The organism is Arthrobacter sp. zg-Y20 (assembly GCF_030142075.1).
In the GTDB taxonomy this organism is placed as follows: Bacteria; Actinomycetota; Actinomycetes; order Actinomycetales; family Micrococcaceae; genus Arthrobacter_B.
Window position 1 is genome coordinate 1,784,455 of the sequence record NZ_CP126241.1, and the last position, 16,860, is coordinate 1,801,314.

The window sequence follows — 16,860 nt, forward strand, 5'->3', positions numbered from 1 at the left end:
CGGACCGAAAGACAACGGGAAGGGCACTATGACGACGCCGGACTGGGTACAGCACGCCATTTGGTGGCAGGTGTATCCGCTGGGCTTTACCGGAGCCGAGAAGAGCGGCCCGGCAGCGGATGCGCCGGTGCAGCACCGGCTGCCGCAGCTGACCGCGTGGCTGGACTACATCCTGGAAATGGGTGCGTCCGGGCTGGCCCTGGGGCCGGTGTTCGCGTCCGAAAGCCACGGTTACGACACCGCGGACTACTACCGGATCGACCCCCGGCTCGGCGACGACGCCGATTTCGACGAACTGATCAGCCAGGCCCGTGCCCGTGGGCTCAGGGTGCTGCTGGACGGGGTCTTCAACCACACGGGCCGCTCCTTTGCACCCTTCCGCAAGGCCCTGGAGCAGGGTCCGGATGCCGCCGAAGCCCGGTGGTTCCATCTCGGCTGGCCGGGCGGCTGGGAGCCCGGGGTCGAACCGGAATACGGGGACTTCGAGGGCCACCACCAGCTGGTGGCGCTGAACCACGGGGAACCGGAGGTGGCCCGCTTTGTTGCCGACGTGATGAAGCACTGGCTGCGCCGCGGGGCCGACGGGTGGCGGCTGGACGCGGCTTACGCCGTGCCGTCGTCGTTCTGGGCCGCAGTGCTCGACGATGTCCGGACCGAGTTCCCGGACGCCTGGTTTGTGGGGGAGTACATCCACGGCGACTACACCGCTGAGGTGGTGAACGGGAAGCTGGACTCGGTGACCCAGTACGAACTGTGGAAAGCGGTATGGAGTTCGCTCTCGGACGGCAACTTCTTTGAGCTGGAATGGGCCCTGCAGCGGCACAACATGTTCCTGGAGACCTTCGTGCCGCTGACGTTTGTCGGCAACCATGACGTGACCCGCATCGCGAGCCGGCTGGCGCCGTCGGGCCGCCTGGCGCATGCCCTGGTGCTGCTGTTCACGCTGCCGGGCACCCCGGTGGTGTACTACGGCGATGAGCAGGGCTACCGCGGCATCAAGGAAGACCGTGCCGGGGGCGACGACGACGTCCGGCCGCTTTTCCCGGCCGCGCCGGATGAGCTCTCTGCCGTGGGGGCGCCGCTCTACCGGCTGCACCAGACGCTGATTGGCCTGCGCCGCCGGCATGCCTGGCTCCACGGGGCCCGCACGCGCACGCACTCGGTGAGCAACGAGCAGCTTGTGTATGAGGTGCACGACGGCGGCAACTCGCTGGTTGTGGCACTGAACCTTGCCGCGGCCGCCGCCACCGTTGAGGTTCCCGCTGCGGCCCGGGACGTCCTTGCCGGCGAGGGCGGGCTGGACGTCCCGGGGCAGCGGCTTGCACTGCCTGCCTTGGGCTGGGCGGTGCTGGGGACTAGCTAGCTGGGGGACCGACTAGCTGGGGGACCGACTAGTACAGCTTGATGCTGCCGCCGTCGGCCATGAGGGTCTGGCCGGTCATGTACTTCGACTGCTCGCTGGCCAGGAACACAACCACCGGTGCAATGTCGGTTTCGGGATCACCCAGGCGGCCCAGGGGAACGCCGTCCACTACTTCCTGGTAGGCCTCGGGGAAGGCCTGGCTCCACTGGACGATGCCCGGGGTCAGGGCGACCGGGGACACAACGTTTACGCGGATGCCGTCGGCTGCCCATTCGTTCGCGGCCGTGCGGGAGATGGCCCGGATGGCTTCCTTCGCCGCGGCGTAGGCCACCTGGTTTGGCAGTCCCTTTATGCCGGCGCCGGAAGCGAAGTTCACGATGCTGCCGCGGGTCTTCTTCAGCTCCGGGTAGGCAGCGCGCATCAGGTGGAAGGTTGCCATGGTGCCGGTGTTGAAGGACAGGTCCCAGATTTCGGGAGTGGTCTCCATGATCGGCGCCTGCTTGGAGGCATGCGCGTTGTTGACCAGGATGTCCAGGGCGCCAAAGTGCGCCACGGTTTCGGCCACGATCGCCTCGGCGTTCTCCGCCTTGGAGATGTCCTTGGCGATGAAGATGACCTCGCCCTTGCCCTCAAGGTCGGCGAGCAGCTTGTCGCCCTGGGCCTGGTCAATGTCGACCACGGCCACCTTGGCGCCTTCGGAGAGGAACCGGCGGACAATGCCCTGCCCGATTCCGCCGGCACCACCGGTAATGATTGCTGTTTTGTTGCTCAGCTGCATGTTCTTCCTTCCATAAACCCGGGCGTTACGGAGTGTCCGGGGAGTTTTTGAGGCTTTGTGCGACGCCGTTGATGAAGTTGGCAACCAGGAAATCCAGTGACCGGCGGGAGGCCGTGTAGCTGATGCCCTGCTCCTGGAAACGTGCTGCGTAGGGATGGGGGGCCACTGCGGCTTCGTCCCAGCGGCCCGGTCCTGCAGGTTCCGCGCTCTCCGGGCCGCTGTGGGCGGTGATGGTGATGGTGGCGGTGCCGATCACGGCTGCGGAAACACCCAGGAGGCAGTCATAGGCCTGTTCTTCGGATAATCCGGCCCGGTGCAGTGTTGAAAGCAGCAGTTCGACCTCTGAGGGACGTGCCGTATTCACCAGCCGGCGGGGAGTGAGGACAACGCTCAGCAGCCAGGGATGCGCGGTGAAAACGGACCACTGCGTGTTGGTCATGTGCACCAGCATCTGCTGCCAGGTGTGGTTGCCCGGCGGCAGGAGGGCGTAGTCACCGGCAACTTCCTCCGCCATCAGGATCAACAGGGCCTGCCGGTCCGCCACGTAGCGGTACAGCGCCATGGCCGATACGCCCAGTTCACGGGCCACCCGGCGCATGGACACGGCGTCCAATCCGTCCGCGTCGGCAACGCGGACCGCGGAGGCGGCAATAGCAGCAGGGGTCAGCGGGGACTGCGGCATTGGATGTCCTTTCCTGGACGAGAAGTTTACAGTGTATACCCCGAACTTGGGAGGCCAGTGCAGCGGCCGGGACCGGGTCACAAACGCGGCGGAGCATAGGCATTCCGTAAGGGTTTGCGCTGCGTCCGTGAGGAAAACATGAGGATGGCATTTTGCCCTCCGGCGCGGGCATCTAATCGAAGGCGGCACACAGCGTGCCCGCGCAGCCGACCGGCGGCGCGACTTTTCTAGCCTGGGGGCAACTTCCGTGCTCGACGTTCTATTTATTACCGGCTTCGTGGCGCTGTTCGCCGCGTTTGTCCTGATGGCAGGGGCGGTGGAGAAGCTGTGACTTTCTTCGACATCCTGGCCCTCTGCCTTGGGGCGGCCTCCGCCGTCTACCTGCTGGCAGCCCTCGTCCGGCCGGAGAAGTTCTGATGGGCGGCTGGACCACGGCCACACAGGTACTTACCCTGGTGGTCCTGCTGGTGCTCGTGTACCGCCCGCTGGGCGATTACATGGCCCGGCTTTACACCTCCGAGAAGCACCTGGGCGTGGAACGCGGTTTCTACCGCCTTGTGGGGGTTGACGCCGGCGCCGGACAGTCCTGGCAGAACTACCTGCGCGGCGTGCTGGTTTTCTCCGCCGCCGGCATGGGCCTGCTGTATCTCCTGCAGCGGATCCAGCCCGTACTGCCCGGAGCCCTCGGTCTTCCGGCGGTTCCCGAGGCGCTGGCCTTCAACACGGCGGCGTCCTTCCTCGCCAATACCAACTGGCAGTCCTACTCACCGGAAGTGACCATGGGTTACGCGGTGCAGATGCTGGGACTGGCCGTGCAGAACTTCCTCTCGGCCGCCGTCGGCCTGGCTGTGGCGGTTGCCCTGGTGCGCGGTCTCGCTGCCCGCAAACAGGGCACCATCGGCAACTTCTGGGTGGACCTTGCCCGGGGGCTGGTGCGCCTGCTGGTGCCAATGGCCGCACTCGGCGCCATTGTCCTGATGATTGGCGGCATCATCCAGAACTTCAACGGCTTCTCCACCATCACCACCCTCACCGGCGGTTCGCAGGTGGTCCCGGGTGGTCCGGTGGCTTCACAGGAAGCCATCAAGCTGCTGGGCACCAACGGCGGCGGGTTCTTCAACGCCAACTCGGCCCACCCGTTCGAGAATCCCACCGGCTGGACCAACCTCGTTGAGGTCTTCATGATGCTGGTTATTCCCTTCAGCCTGCCGCGCACCTTCGGCACCATGGTGGGGGACCGCCGGCAGGGTTACGCGATCCTGGCCGCAATGGGTGCCATCTTCACCGTTTCCCTCATCGCGATGACGGCCTTTGAGTTCTCCGCAGCGGATGGCGCTGCCGGGTCAATGGAAGGCAAGGAGCAGAGGTTCGGCATCGCCGCTTCTACGCTCTTCGGTTCCACCAGCACCCTCACCTCCACCGGTGCCGTGAACTCCATGCATGACAGCTACAGCCCGTTCGGCGGCATGATGGCCATGCTGAACATGATGCTCGGCGAAGTCGCCCCCGGCGGCGTAGGGTCCGGCCTGTACGGCATGCTGGTGCTGGCAGTAATCACCTGCTTCGTTGCCGGCCTGCTCGTGGGCCGCACACCGGAATACCTGGGCAAAAAGATCGGCCCGCGGGAAATCAAGCTCGCCAGCCTGTACATCCTCACCATGCCCACCCTGGTGCTGGTCGGAACAGCGCTGAGCTTCGCAATTCCCGGCATCCGTGCCGACATCGAGGGCACGTCCATCCTCAACTCGGGACTGCACGGCTTCAGTGAAGTGCTGTACGCCTTCACATCCGCGGCCAACAACAACGGCTCGGCGTTCGCCGGGCTCACGGCCAACACTCCGTGGCTGAACACGGCCCTGGGCGTGGCCATGCTGGTGGGACGGTTCCTGCCGATTGTGTTTGTGCTCGCCCTGGCCGGGTCCTTCGCCGAGCAGGGCAAGGTTCCCGTTTCGGCCGGGACGCTGCCCACCCACCGGCTTCAGTCCGTCACGCTGCTGTGCGGCGTCACGGTCATTGTCACAGCCCTCACCTTCTTTCCCGTACTCGCGCTGGGTCCCCTGGCGGAAGGACTGCAATAACCATGTCCACACTCACTCAACCCTCACCGTCCAAACCGTCACCGTCGGCCGAAGAGGGATCCGCCTCGCCGGCACCGGCTCGCCGGGGAATCACGGCCGCATCGCTGGCCGCGGCACTACCCGGGGCCTTCCGCAAACTGGATCCGCGGCTGATGGTGCGCACCCCGGTGATGTTCATTGTCGAGGTTGGTGCGGCACTGATTACCGCCATCGCCGTCGCCGAACCGTTTATGGGCGGCCCCCAGGACTCCGGCGGCACTGCAGTACCGGGATCCTTCGCCTGGCTGATCGCCGGCTGGCTGTGGGCAACCGTGCTGTTCGCCAACCTCGCCGAGTCCGTTGCGGAGGGCCGGGGCAAGGCCCAGGCCGCCTCGCTGCGTGCCAGCAGGGCCACCACCACCGCCTTCCGCGTTCCCGCCTATGACGGCCGCCGGGATCCGGCAGCCCTGAGCGCAGCGCCGGAGGAAGTGGCTTCCGCCGACCTCGGCCTGGATGACGTGGTGGTGGTATCCGCCGGCCAGGTCATTCCCGGCGACGGCGACGTCATTGACGGCATTGCCTCCGTGGACGAATCGGCGATCACCGGCGAATCCGCACCGGTAATCCGCGAGTCCGGCGGTGACCGGTCCGCCGTCACCGGCGGCACCCGGGTGCTGTCGGACCGGATAGTCGTCCGGATCACCAGCCGTCCCGGTGAAACCTTCGTGGACCGGATGATCCGGTTGGTGGAAGGTGCCGCACGGCAGAAAACCCCCAACGAGATTGCCCTGAACATCCTGCTGGCAACCCTCTCGCTGGTCTTCGTCGTCGTCGTGCTGACCCTGAACCCGCTCGCCGGCTACTCGTCCGCCGCCGTCAGCATCCCGGTCCTGGTGGCCCTGCTGGTATGCCTGATCCCGACCACCATCGGGGCGCTGCTCTCCGCCATCGGCATTGCCGGCATGGACCGGCTGGTCCAGCGCAACGTGCTCGCCATGTCCGGCCGCGCCGTGGAGGCTGCCGGCGACGTCACCACGCTGCTCCTGGATAAGACCGGCACCATCACCTACGGCAACCGGCAGGCATCGGCCTTCGTGCCCATCAACGGCACGGAAAACCAGGACCTTGTCGACGCCGCCGTCCTGTCCTCCTTCGGGGACCCGACGCCTGAGGGCAAGTCCATTGTTGAACTGGCCGAGAAGCAGGGCTGCCGCCCGCAGCCGCCGGCAGGTTCCGTGAGCGTTCCCTTCACGGCCCAAACCCGGATGAGTGGAATGGACTTCCCCGACGGCGCCAAGATCCGCAAGGGTGCTGCCTCGGCCGTCCTGGACTGGACCGCCGAATCCGGCGGGATCGAGGTCGATGTCCTGATGGCTGTCGAAGACCAGGTGCAGCGCATCTCCACCGGCGGCGGAACACCACTGCTCGTGGCGGTACGGGACGCCGACGGCGACACGCAGGTGCTTGGCCTCATCCACCTGAAGGACGTGGTCAAGGCGGGCCTGAAGGAACGCTTTACCGAACTGCGCTCCATGGGCATCCGCACCGTGATGATTACCGGCGACAACCCGCACACGGCCAAGGCCATTGCGGCCGAAGCCGGGGTGGATGACTTCCTGGCCGAAGCCACGCCCGAGGACAAGATGGCCCTGATCCGCCGGGAACAGGCGGGCGGCCATCTGGTGGCGATGACCGGCGACGGCACCAACGACGCACCGGCGCTGGCCCAGGCCGACGTCGGGGTGGCCATGAACACCGGAACATCCGCAGCCAAGGAAGCCGGCAACATGGTGGACCTGGATTCGGATCCCACCAAGCTGATCGACATTGTCGGAATCGGCAAGCAGCTGCTGATCACCCGCGGGGCGCTGACCACGTTCTCCATCGCCAATGACATTGCGAAGTACTTCGCGATCATCCCCGCCATGTTCGTGGGGGTTTTCCCGGGGCTGGCAGCGCTGAACCTGATGCAGCTGCATTCGCCGGCGTCGGCCATCCTCTCCGCGGTGATCTTCAACGCCCTCGTGATTGTGGTGCTGATTCCACTGGCCCTGCGCGGCGTGAAATACCGTGCCGCCGGTTCCTCGTCCGTCCTGACCCGGAACCTCCTGATCTACGGGGTAGGCGGCATCATTGCCCCGTTCATCGGCATCAAGCTCATTGACCTGCTTGTCAGCCTGCTTCCGGGCTTCTGACATGACCATTCCCAGCTTTAGGAGCAACAAATGAATCCCGTCCGCAGCAGCATGCGCCAGCTCGGCGTTGCCGTACGCGCCATGGCGGTGCTGACCCTGGTGCTTGGCCTGGCCTATCCGTTCGCGGTGGCGGCCGTGGGGCAGGTCGCCCTGCCCGGCCGCGCCAACGGTTCCATGGTCAGTTCCGGTGGAACCGACGTCGGCTCAGCGCTGATCGGGCAGTCCTTCACGGACGGCGACGGCGTGCCGCTGCCGGAGTTCTTCCAGTCCCGTCCGTCCGCCGCCGGCGACGGGTATGACGGCGGAGCCTCCAGCGGCTCCAACCTGGGCCCCCTCAACGAGGACCTTGCCGCGGCCGTCGCCGAACGCCGGCAGGCCGTGGCGGACACCGAAGGGGTTGCCCCGGAAGAGGTGCCCGCGGACGCCGTTACGGCCTCCGGTTCCGGCCTGGACCCCCACATCAGCCCTGAATACGCTCAGCTGCAGGTACCGCGGGTTGCCGCTGCACGCGGGCTCAGCGAAACGGAGGTACAGGAACTGGTAACCGAGGCTACCGAAGGGACGGATCTCCTGGGACGGGAGGGCGTGAACGTGTTGCTTTTGAACATTTCACTGGCGGAGCTGGACACTTAGTCCATGACGCGGGGACAACTAAGGGTATTTCTGGGGGCGGCGCCCGGCGTGGGGAAAACCTACGCCATGCTCGAGGAAGGGCACCGCCTCCACGGGGAGGGCCGCGACGTCGTTGTGGGACTGGTGGAAACCCACGGCCGGGCCGGCACAGCCGCCCTGGCCGCGGGGCTGGAAACCATGCCGCGGATCAACGTGCCGCACCGCGGACTGGACCTGGCGGAAATGGATCTGGACGGCCTGCTGGCCAGGCGCCCCGACTATGCGCTGGTGGATGAACTGGCGCACACGAATGCCCCCGGCCTGAGGCACCAGAAGCGCTGGCAGGATGTTCAGTCGCTGTTGGACGCAGGGATCAATGTCCTGTCCACGGTGAACATCCAGCACATCGATTCACTCAACGACGTCATTGAGCAGATCACCGGCACCCTGCAGGCCGAAACGGTGCCTGATGCCGTGCTGCGCGAGGCGGACCAGGTGGAGCTGGTGGACCTGGCCCCGCAGTCCCTGCGGGGCCGGCTTTCCGAAGGGTGCATTTATCCGGCCGAACGGGTGGACGCTGCCCTCTCCAACTATTTCCGGCTGGGGAACCTGACGGCGCTGCGCGAGCTGGCCCTGCTGTGGCTGGCGGACGAAGTGGATTCGGCGTTGAACCGGTACCGGGCCGAGCACGGCATCAACCGTAAATGGGAGGCGCGGGAGCGTGTGGTGGTGGCCCTGACCGGCGGCCCCGAAGGCCACACCCTGCTGCGCCGCGGTGCACGGATTGCCGCCCGTTCCGCGGGCGGCAAGCTGCTTGCCGTGCACGTTTCCGGGAACGACGGGTTGAGCGGCCCGCAGCCCGGCGAGCTCGCGGCCCAGCGGGCGCTGGTGGAAAAGCTGGGCGGCAGTTTCCACCAGGTGGTGGGCAATGACATTCCGCAGGCCCTGGTGGACTTTGCCCGCGGGGTCAACGCCACGCAGCTGGTGATCGGCGTCAGCCGCCGGCCCCGGATTGCCGCCCTGCTGTCCGGTCCGGGGATCGGGGCGACGGTCATCCGCGAGTCGGGCGACATTGATGTGCACATGGTCTCCCATTCGGCCGCTGCCAGGACCCTGGTGCTGCCGCACCTGGGCAGCGCCCTCTCGATGCGCCGGCGCCTGCTGGGCTTCGCCTTCGCGCTGGTGGGCGGTCCGCTGCTCACCGCCGCCCTGGTGGCCGCCCAAAGCGCGGAAACCATTACCGGCGACGTCCTGAGCTACCAGCTGCTGGTGATCCTTGTGGCCCTGGTCGGCGGTATCTGGCCCGCATTGTTCGCCGCGCTGCTCTCGGGCCTCACCCTGGACTTCTTCTTCATCTCACCGCTCTACACCGTGACGGTGGCCACGCCGTCGCACATGCTGGCGCTGGGACTCTATGTGGTCAATGCGATGCTGGTCAGCTACGTGGTGGACGCTGCGGCGCGGCGCGCGCGCACCGCCCGGCGCTCCGCCTCGGAATCAGAGCTGCTCGCATCCGTGGCAGGCAGCGTGCTGCGCGGCGAGGACGCCCTGGCAGCATTGGTGGGACGCACCCGGGAGGCGTTCAATGTCAGCGCGGCCCGGCTGCGGGTGGACGGAGCGGATCTGTACTCCGACGGCGACTGGCCGGACAAGGCCGAACCCGAAGACCCTGCGTTCACCCGCCTGCCGGTAGGGGAGAACGGCTTCCTGGACCTCTGGGGCCGTGAACTGGCTGCCTCAGACCGCCGGCTGCTGGCGGTCATCACCGCGCAGCTGGAGGCAGCACTGGAGCACCGGGAACTGACCGAAACCGCGCGCGGCCTCGGCTCGCTGGCCGAAGCCGACAAGGTCCGCACGGCCCTGCTGGCCGCCGTCGGGCATGACCTGCGCCGGCCGCTGACTGCCGCCACTGCTGCCGTCACGGGCCTGCGCGCTACCGACGTCACCTGGTCCGAACAGGACCGGAACGAGCTGCTGGCCACGGCGGAAGAGTCCCTTGCCTCGCTGTCCGGCCTGGTGACGAGCCTGCTGGACGTCAGCCGGCTCCAGGCCGGGGTGGTGGGCGTGAGCCTGGCACCGGTGGACGTGGCCGACGCGGTACTGCCGGCACTGGAGGAGCTGGAACTGGGCCCCGCCGAAGTCGAGCTGGAAATTCCCTCCGTCCAGCGCACCGTCACAGCTGACCCGGTGCTGCTGCAGCGGGTGCTGGTGAACCTGCTGGCAAATGCAATGCGTTTCAGTCCGGAGGGCAGCAAGACGGTGCTGTCCGTCAGCGAGTTTGCCGGCCGGGTGGAAATCCGCGTCATAGACTCGGGTCCCGGTGTTCCCGAACAGCGGAAGGGGGAAATATTTGTTCCCTTCCAGCGGCTGGGGGACACGGATAACTCCACCGGACTGGGGCTTGGCCTGGCACTGGCAAAAGGATTTACGGAAGGAATGGGCGGAACACTGGAAACCGAAGACACCCCCGGCGGCGGGCTGACCATGGTCCTCTCGCTGCCGGCTGCAGCACGGGTTTCCATCCCGGGACGGTCCAATCGGGCGGTGGCGGGATGAAGATTCTGATAGCGGACGACGACGTCCAGATCCTGCGCGCCCTGCGCATCACCCTCGGCGCGTACGGGTACGAGGTAGTGACGGCTGAAAGCGGCAGCGCTGCCATCCGGAAGGCGGTGGACACGCATCCGGACCTGCTGGTCCTGGACCTGGGAATGCCCGGGCTCAGCGGGATGGACGTTATTGAAGCGGTCCGCGGGTGGAGTGCGGTGCCCATCCTGGTGGTGTCAGGCCGGGTGGACCCGGCAGACAAAGTCCGCGCCCTGGACCTGGGGGCTGACGACTATGTGACCAAGCCGTTTTCCACCGAGGAGCTGCTGGCCCGGATCCGTGCCCTGTCCCGCCGGGTGCCGGCCGCCGCCGGGCCCAGCGAGATCACGTTCGGCGCGGTCCGCGTGGACCTGGCCGCCCGGCGGATCGCCCGCCTCAAGGACGGCGCCGACGTCCGGCTGACGCCTACCGAGTGGCGCTTCCTCTCAGAACTGCTGGCCCATCCCGGGATGCTGGTGACCCAGCAGACCCTGCTGCACAACGTGTGGGGTCCCGGAACAACGGACTCCGGCTACCTGCGCCTGTACATCGGCCAGCTGCGGCGGAAGCTGGAGGCCGATCCGGCCAGTCCCGCCCACCTGCTGACCGAACACGGCATGGGATACCGGTTTGTGCCCTGACGGCCCGCTCCGGTCCGCGGGATTCAAAAGGGCCTGGGCAGATAACGTCAAGGACACTTAACAACAGAGCGTCCGTTCCCGGGAAGGGAACGGACGCTCTGTTTGGTCAGCGGACTAACGCCTGCCGGCCGTGCGATAGGGCGGTGAAGCCTTATGCGCGGTAGAACACGGGGCCGGAGCCGACGTTGACGGACTGGACTACGGTCTGGTTGCCGTTCCAGCCGCTGTGGATGGCTTCGCCGTTGCCTACGTAGATGGCAATGTGGGCCAGGCCCATGCCGCCGTCGGCGTAGTAGACCATGTCGCCGGGCTCCGGGGTGGAGACCTGGGTGCCGTATGCCGCCAGCTGGGCGGGAGCAAGGTCGCCTACGGAGTGGCCGGCGGCGCGGAGCGCAACCTCAACCAGCACGGTGCAGTCCTGGGCTGCGCCCAGCTGCGAGTAGGCCGAGGCCAGCATGATGGCGTTGGTGCCGCCCACCGGTGCAGCGGCCGGAGCCGGAGTCACGGAGGTGGCCTGCGTGCTGATCACGCCGGTGTTGGCGGCAGCGGCCTGGACCGGAGCGGCGTACGCCTCGGTGGAGTAGGACGCGGCAGCGTAGCTGAGCTCGGGGGCAGCAGCAGCGCCGTCACCGGACAAGGTCACAACGTCACCGGGGTAGATGACGGAGGCCATGGACAGGCCGTTGAGGGAGAGGATGTTCTCCAGGCTCGTACCGTAGGTGCTGGCGATGGCACCGAGGGTGTCACCGGCAACTACGGTGTGGGTGGAAGCGGCAGCCGGAGCGGCCACGGGAGCAGCCTCAACTACGGGGGCGGCAGCCGGAGCAGCCGGAGCAACCGGTGCGGCGGGTGCCGTGGTCTGGGTGGGTGTGTAGTTGTCGTTGGAGACAACGCCGGCGGAGGCCGGTGCTGCCATGCCGAGCATCAGGCCCGAACCTGCGGCGACAACGGCTGCGGTGCTGCCGATAGTCCGTCCGCGGGTAGCGGTGGCCAGTGAGATGGTGGACCAAACGCCGGTGGTCTCGGCGCGGTGGCGTCCCTGGGACTTGTTGAAAGACATGTAGATAACCTCTCCCGATACCTGCGAGGTGAGCTGTCGGATGCGGATGGGAGTCACCCGGCCGACCGGATTGAATCCGGTTTGGCTTAACCCCAAGGATTCAAGGAACCCGTAATTGGTTCCCCCGCCTCTGCCGTGGTGTTGCGTTCTGTGGACCCCGGACCAGCGGCAGAGCTAGGTAACAAGCCCGGGGGAGCCGCATCAGAAAGCGGCATGCGTTCAACCATACGAGACGGTTACGGTTGGATAACCATTTAGTGAGCAGCTTCTCTGGAGGGTGTGAGTGGCGCCGCTGTGTGCTACGCGCAGGTATTTACTTTGCTCCTGTTTAGTCACTCTGGCACCGGAAATTTCGGGCCGTTCCGTCTCGGTCCGGCTGCTGCGGGGCCGCATCCGGGTGGCGGTGCGCCCGGGAAGTGATACATGTGTGGTTCCTGATGCCCCTGATGGCTTTTCCGCTACCCCGCAGTCCTGTGGCCTTCGTCGCTTTTTCCTTCCGCAGCAGCCCGGGCGCCCGTGTCCGCGCGTAAGATCGTTAGGTCGCCTTCCAATCGGTGGCGGCGCGTATCGGAGAAAACAGGAGAACGCAGTGGCTGGCAGCGGTCAGAAATTATGGACCAAGGGATTTGTGCTGGCGATCATCACCAATCTGTTCCTCTCAATGGTGTTCTACCTGCTGATGACCAGCATGGCCCTGTATGCCGTTGAGGAATTCGCGGCCTCGGACAGCGCCGGCGGCTTCGCATCCGGTTCCTTTGTTATCGGCGCCCTGCTGGCCCGGGTTTTCGCGGGCAAGTTCCTCGACTTTGTCGGACGGCGCCGGCTGCTGATTGTCAGCCTGGCCGTCTTCGTTGTGGCGGCGCTCCTGTACATCCCGGCGGGCAGCCTGGCCCTGCTGCTTACCGTGCGGATCATCCACGGTGCAGCGTTCGGCGCGGCCAGCACGAGCCTTTCCGCGTCCGTGATGGGGCTAATCCCGATCAACCGGCGCGGGGAAGGCACCGGCTACTTCGGCATTTCGACCACACTGGCCACCGCCGTCGGGCCGTTCCTCGCCGTCATGCTGGTGGATTCGGTGAGTTACCGCGCCCTCTTCCTGGTCACCACCGCCTGCGCCGCGGTCGCACTTGTCCTGTCCCTGGTGCTGCGCCTGCCCGAGCGCACGCCCACGCCGGAGGAACAGAAGAACAAGTGGCGGATGCACCTGACGGACATCATTGATCCCGGAGCCTTGTCCATTGCCTCCGTAATGTTCATAGCCGGCGCCGCCTACGCGGGGGTCCTGTCCTTCCTGAACTCCTACGCCCAGTCCGAGGGCCTGGTCCTCGGTGCCAGCCTCTTCTTTGTGGTCTATGCCGCGGTGGTGCTGGTGTCCCGGCTCTTTGTGGGACGCATCCAGGACCGCCACGGCGACAATGCCGTGATTTACCCGACGCTGGTGTCCTTCGCCGCCGGCCTGGCCCTGCTGGCCTACGCACCCAACAACGCCGTTCTGGCCGTGGCCGGGATCTTCCTGGGCTTCGGATTCGGCGCCCTGATGCCGTGCGCCCAGGCGATCGCCGTCAGCATGGCACCGGCGCACCGGATCGGGCTGGCCACCTCCACGTTCTTCATCCTCATGGACGCTGGCATTGGCGTGGGGCCGCTGCTGCTGGGCATGCTCCTGCCGGTTACCGGGTACCACGGAATGTACTGGGTGCTGGCCGCCGTGGTGCTGGCATCCACGGTGCTGTACCACTTTGTGCACGGCCGCAAGAATGTCCGCCCCGGCACACCGGTGGATCCCAAGCTGGGCGTTCCTGCCGCCTGACACGGTAACCTCGTGGATCACAGGTCCTTAGAGGGGAAGCAGGCCCATGGCACGTGAGGAAACCACCCTGACCGTTCCCGGTCCGGAAGGGGAGCGGCAGGTCCGCATCTCCAGTCCGGGGCGGGTGCTCTGGCCCAAGCCGGGTATCACCAAACTCGACCTGGCCCGTTACATGGCCGAGGTGGGCGAGGCCTTCATCCGCGCCAACGGCGACCGGCCGGTGTCGCTGGAACGCTTTCCGGAAGGCATCGGCGGCGAAGTCTTCTTCTCCAAGAACCCGCCGCGCGGCATGCCGGACTGGATGCGAGGGGTCACCGTGAAGTACCCCAGCGCCCGGTCCCATCCGCAGGTGGTGCTGGACGAGCCGGCCGCCGCCGTCTGGGCCGTGCAGATGAACACCGTGGTGTTCCATCCGTGGCCGTCCCGGGCGGAAGACACGGACAACCCGGACCAGCTGCGCATAGACCTGGACCCGCAGCCGGGAACCGATTTCAACGACGCCGTCCGCCCGGCCCAAGAGCTGCGCACCATCCTGGCCGAGGCCGGCCTGGAGGCATTCATCAAGACCTCGGGCAACCGCGGCATCCACCTCTTCGCCCCGATCCGGCCCGAGCATGAGTTCCTGGAGGTGCGGCACGCGGTGATCGCCGCGGCCCGGGAGGTGGAGCGCCGGATGCCGGAGCAGGTGACGACGGCGTGGTGGAAGGAGGAGCGCGGAGAGCGCGTTTTCGTGGACTTCAACCAGGCCAACCGGGACCGCACCATGGCAGGTGCCTACAGTCCGCGGGCCTTGCCGGATGCACCGGTTTCCTGCCCGATTACCTGGGACGAACTGGAGCACGTGCATCCGGCGGACTTCACCATCGCCACCATTCCGGAACGGCTGCGCACGGTAGGAGACCCGTGGGCGGACATGTACCGGAACCCGGGATCCATCGACGTCCTGCTCCAATGGTGGGAACGGGATGTGTCCAACGGGCTGGGCGAGCTGCCGTTCCCGCCGGACTATCCCAAAATGCCCGGTGAGCCGCCCCGGGTGCAGCCCAGCCGGGCACGCCGGAAGGATTAGAGGGACTCCGGGTGGGCGGGAGCACCGAGACGCCCGTCCACCATGCCCGCCACTGCGTCCGTCAACGGGACGAATCCTGTGTCGTGGGTGACCATCACGGTGCCCAGCCCGAATTCCCGGGTCACTTTCACCAGGAGCTGCACGATCGATTCGGACCGTTGAGTGTCGAGGGCAGCGGTTGGTTCATCCACGAGCAGCAGCGACGGGCTGCCCATCAGCGCCCGGGCGATGTTCACCCGCTGGCGCTGTCCTCCGGAAAGCTGGTGGGGACGCTTTCCGGCTTCGTGAGCCAGGCCCACGAGTTCGAGCAGTTCCAACGCGCGCCGTTCCGAAGCCGGACCGGCTTTGCCCCGCAGCCGGTCAGTGATGACCAGCTGCTCCGCGGCGGTCAGTGAGGCCAGGAGGTTGGGTTGTTGAAAAACAATCCCCACCCCGCTGCGCCGCAGGGCAGTCCGGCCGGCGTCGTTGAGGTCCCCGACGTCGGTTCCCGCTACCGTGACGGTCCCGCTGGTGGGGGCGATCAGTGTGGCGGCGACGGCCAGCAGGGAGGACTTTCCCGAGCCGGAGGGTCCGACGAGGGAAAGGATCTGCCCCCGGGGTACCCGGAGATCGACGTTGTCCAGCGCCTTGAGCGTACCGCCGCCGTCGGGGTACTCCAGCGTGACTGCCTGAAGCTCCAGGGCCGCCGGCGCTGCCGGTGCGGCTGGTGCCGGTGCCGCTGGTGCCGGTGCTCCTGCAGGGGCTGAGTGTGACATGGCTTGTGTGCTCCTTTGATTGAAGTGGGGAAGGGGAAGCGGCTGTTGGTCCGACCGGGCGGGCCTAGTTGCCGCCGAGTGCCGTCAGCGGGTCCACCCTCGTGACGCTGCGTACGGCCGCCGCGGACCCGGCCAGTCCAAGCAGGACAATGCCCGCCACGGGCAGCAGCGCCGTGGCAAGGGTGAGGTGGAACGGGGCGGCGCTGCCCGCGAGCGTGCCGGCAAGCACAGCCAGCAGCCCCCCGACGACGGCTCCGGAGGCCACGATGATTCCGGCCTGGGCAAGGGCGTCGCGCATGAGGTAGGCGGAACTTCCGCCGAGGGCTTTCAGCACCGCAATGTCACGGGTCCGTTGGATAGTCCAGACGGCAAGGAAAGCCACTACCACCAAGGCAGAAATGCCATAGAGGAAGGCCTGCATCATCACCAGCGAACCGTTCTCCGAGCTGTAGGAACCCAGCCCGCTGAACGAGCCCCGTACGTCCGTGGAAACCGTTCCAGCAGTGCGGTCCGCGATTGCTGCCGCGTCGTCTGTGCCCGCTGCCGCAATCACGGTGGCTGCAGGGCTGTCTTCTGCATCTGTGGTGCTGCCCGCATGCGACGCGTCCTGCCAACTGGCAAGGGACGTCCACGCCACCGGGGTATGGCTGTAATACGTGGGCTCAACAGGTGCCCCAACCCGGAGCACCTCCCCGCCCACCCGGACGTCGTCGCCGGGTTCGACCGACAGCAACCCCGCAGTCTCGGAATCCAGGAGCAGCTCACCGTCCCGGACCGGATCCGGCGGCAGGACACTGCCTTCCTCAACCCCGAAGAGTGCCACGTTGGCGCTGGATCCCCCGAGGACCCGGGTCTGGGCAATACCCAGAGGCTCGGCCCGGTCAATTCCGGGGGTCGCCCGCCAGCTGGCGAGTTGTCCGGCCGTGACGGAAGACTCGGTGTAGGACACCTTGGGGTCGGTGCCGGCCGGTGCACCGAAGGCCACCGTGTCCGCCCCGGCGGAGGACAGGCCCTTGATAGCGGCGGTGTTTTGGTTGCCCAGTCCGGCGGTCAGGCCGGAGAGCAGCACCAGAAGCAGGGTAATCAGGGCGACGACGCTGCCCATGAGGGCGAACCGCCCTTTGGCGAACCGGAGGTCCCTCAATGCCAGATACACGGGTGATTTCCTTCCTGTCAGATGGCCGTCGAAACGGCCGGGAATGCTTACTCTTCAACCCTCCGGCAGCGGGAACCTGAAACCATCAGGGGCGTG

14 protein-coding genes and 1 riboswitch are annotated in these 16,860 nt (G+C 66.7%); of the genes, 9 read left to right on the forward strand and 5 right to left on the reverse strand.

Annotated features, from left to right (window positions below; genetic code table 11):
- Nucleotides 1–28 precede the first annotated feature (28 nt).
- Nucleotides 29–1,363: an alpha-amylase family protein gene (locus QNO06_RS08615; RefSeq protein ID WP_227911215.1), complete on the forward strand. Its 1,335-nt coding sequence runs from the start codon at nt 29–31 to the stop codon at nt 1,361–1,363.
- A gap of 28 nt (nt 1,364–1,391) precedes the next feature.
- Here QNO06_RS08615 and QNO06_RS08620 read toward each other — a convergent pair whose 3' ends face one another.
- Nucleotides 1,392–2,141, reverse strand: coding sequence for an SDR family NAD(P)-dependent oxidoreductase (locus QNO06_RS08620; protein ID WP_227911216.1), 750 nt, complete (start codon nt 2,139–2,141; stop codon nt 1,392–1,394).
- 25 nt (nt 2,142–2,166) lie between these two features.
- Nucleotides 2,167–2,823, reverse strand: coding sequence for a TetR/AcrR family transcriptional regulator (locus QNO06_RS08625; RefSeq protein ID WP_227911217.1), 657 nt, complete (start codon nt 2,821–2,823; stop codon nt 2,167–2,169).
- A gap of 327 nt (nt 2,824–3,150) precedes the next feature.
- Here QNO06_RS08625 and QNO06_RS08630 point away from each other — a divergent pair, with 327 nt between their 5' ends.
- The 6 genes from QNO06_RS08630 to QNO06_RS08655 are packed head-to-tail and all read left to right on the forward strand — an operon-like array spanning nt 3,151 to nt 10,914.
- Complete coding sequence (locus QNO06_RS08630) at nt 3,151–3,240, forward strand: potassium-transporting ATPase subunit F (protein WP_227911218.1); 90 nt, start codon at nt 3,151–3,153, stop codon at nt 3,238–3,240.
- Nucleotides 3,240–4,901: a potassium-transporting ATPase subunit KdpA gene (gene kdpA / locus QNO06_RS08635; RefSeq protein WP_227911219.1), complete on the forward strand. Its 1,662-nt coding sequence runs from the start codon at nt 3,240–3,242 to the stop codon at nt 4,899–4,901. The genes QNO06_RS08630 and kdpA overlap by 1 nt, the downstream gene beginning before the upstream one ends.
- Before the next feature lie 2 nt (nt 4,902–4,903).
- Nucleotides 4,904–7,075, forward strand: a complete 2,172-nt coding sequence (gene kdpB / locus QNO06_RS08640) for a potassium-transporting ATPase subunit KdpB (protein WP_227911220.1) — start codon at nt 4,904–4,906, stop codon at nt 7,073–7,075.
- Between the two features lie 30 nt (nt 7,076–7,105).
- On the forward strand, nt 7,106–7,708 hold the full coding sequence (gene kdpC, locus QNO06_RS08645) for a potassium-transporting ATPase subunit KdpC (protein ID WP_227911221.1): 603 nt from the start codon (nt 7,106–7,108) through the stop codon (nt 7,706–7,708).
- A gap of 3 nt (nt 7,709–7,711) precedes the next feature.
- Complete coding sequence (locus QNO06_RS08650) at nt 7,712–10,243, forward strand: ATP-binding protein (RefSeq protein ID WP_227911222.1); 2,532 nt, start codon at nt 7,712–7,714, stop codon at nt 10,241–10,243.
- Complete coding sequence (locus QNO06_RS08655) at nt 10,240–10,914, forward strand: response regulator (protein WP_227911223.1); 675 nt, start codon at nt 10,240–10,242, stop codon at nt 10,912–10,914. Before QNO06_RS08650 ends, QNO06_RS08655 begins: the two co-directional genes overlap by 4 nt.
- 151 nt (nt 10,915–11,065) lie before the next feature.
- Here the strand turns inward: QNO06_RS08655 and QNO06_RS08660 are convergent, their stop codons facing one another.
- Nucleotides 11,066–11,974, reverse strand: a complete 909-nt coding sequence (locus tag QNO06_RS08660; RefSeq protein ID WP_227911224.1) for a C40 family peptidase — start codon at nt 11,972–11,974, stop codon at nt 11,066–11,068.
- A 4-nt stretch (nt 11,975–11,978) separates the two neighbouring features.
- Nucleotides 11,979–12,132: riboswitch (cyclic di-AMP (ydaO/yuaA leader) on the reverse strand.
- A 431-nt stretch (nt 12,133–12,563) separates the two neighbouring features.
- Here QNO06_RS08660 and QNO06_RS08665 point away from each other — a divergent pair.
- Together QNO06_RS08665 and ligD are read left to right on the forward strand one after the other, a co-directional pair.
- Nucleotides 12,564–13,784, forward strand: a complete 1,221-nt coding sequence (locus QNO06_RS08665; protein WP_227911226.1) for an MFS transporter — start codon at nt 12,564–12,566, stop codon at nt 13,782–13,784.
- A gap of 46 nt (nt 13,785–13,830) precedes the next feature.
- Nucleotides 13,831–14,853, forward strand: coding sequence for a non-homologous end-joining DNA ligase (gene ligD, locus QNO06_RS08670; protein ID WP_227911227.1), 1,023 nt, complete (start codon nt 13,831–13,833; stop codon nt 14,851–14,853).
- Here ligD and QNO06_RS08675 read toward each other — a convergent pair.
- Together QNO06_RS08675 and QNO06_RS08680 are read right to left on the reverse strand one after the other, a co-directional pair.
- On the reverse strand, nt 14,850–15,608 hold the full coding sequence (locus QNO06_RS08675) for an ABC transporter ATP-binding protein (RefSeq protein WP_227911229.1): 759 nt from the start codon (nt 15,606–15,608) through the stop codon (nt 14,850–14,852). The two genes, ligD and QNO06_RS08675, sit on opposite strands and share 4 nt — an antisense overlap.
- Nucleotides 15,609–15,672: 64 nt before the next feature.
- Entirely contained in the window at nt 15,673–16,764 is a 1,092-nt protein-coding gene (locus QNO06_RS08680) for an ABC transporter permease (RefSeq protein WP_227911232.1), read from the reverse strand.
- Nucleotides 16,765–16,860: the final 96 nt, after the last annotated feature.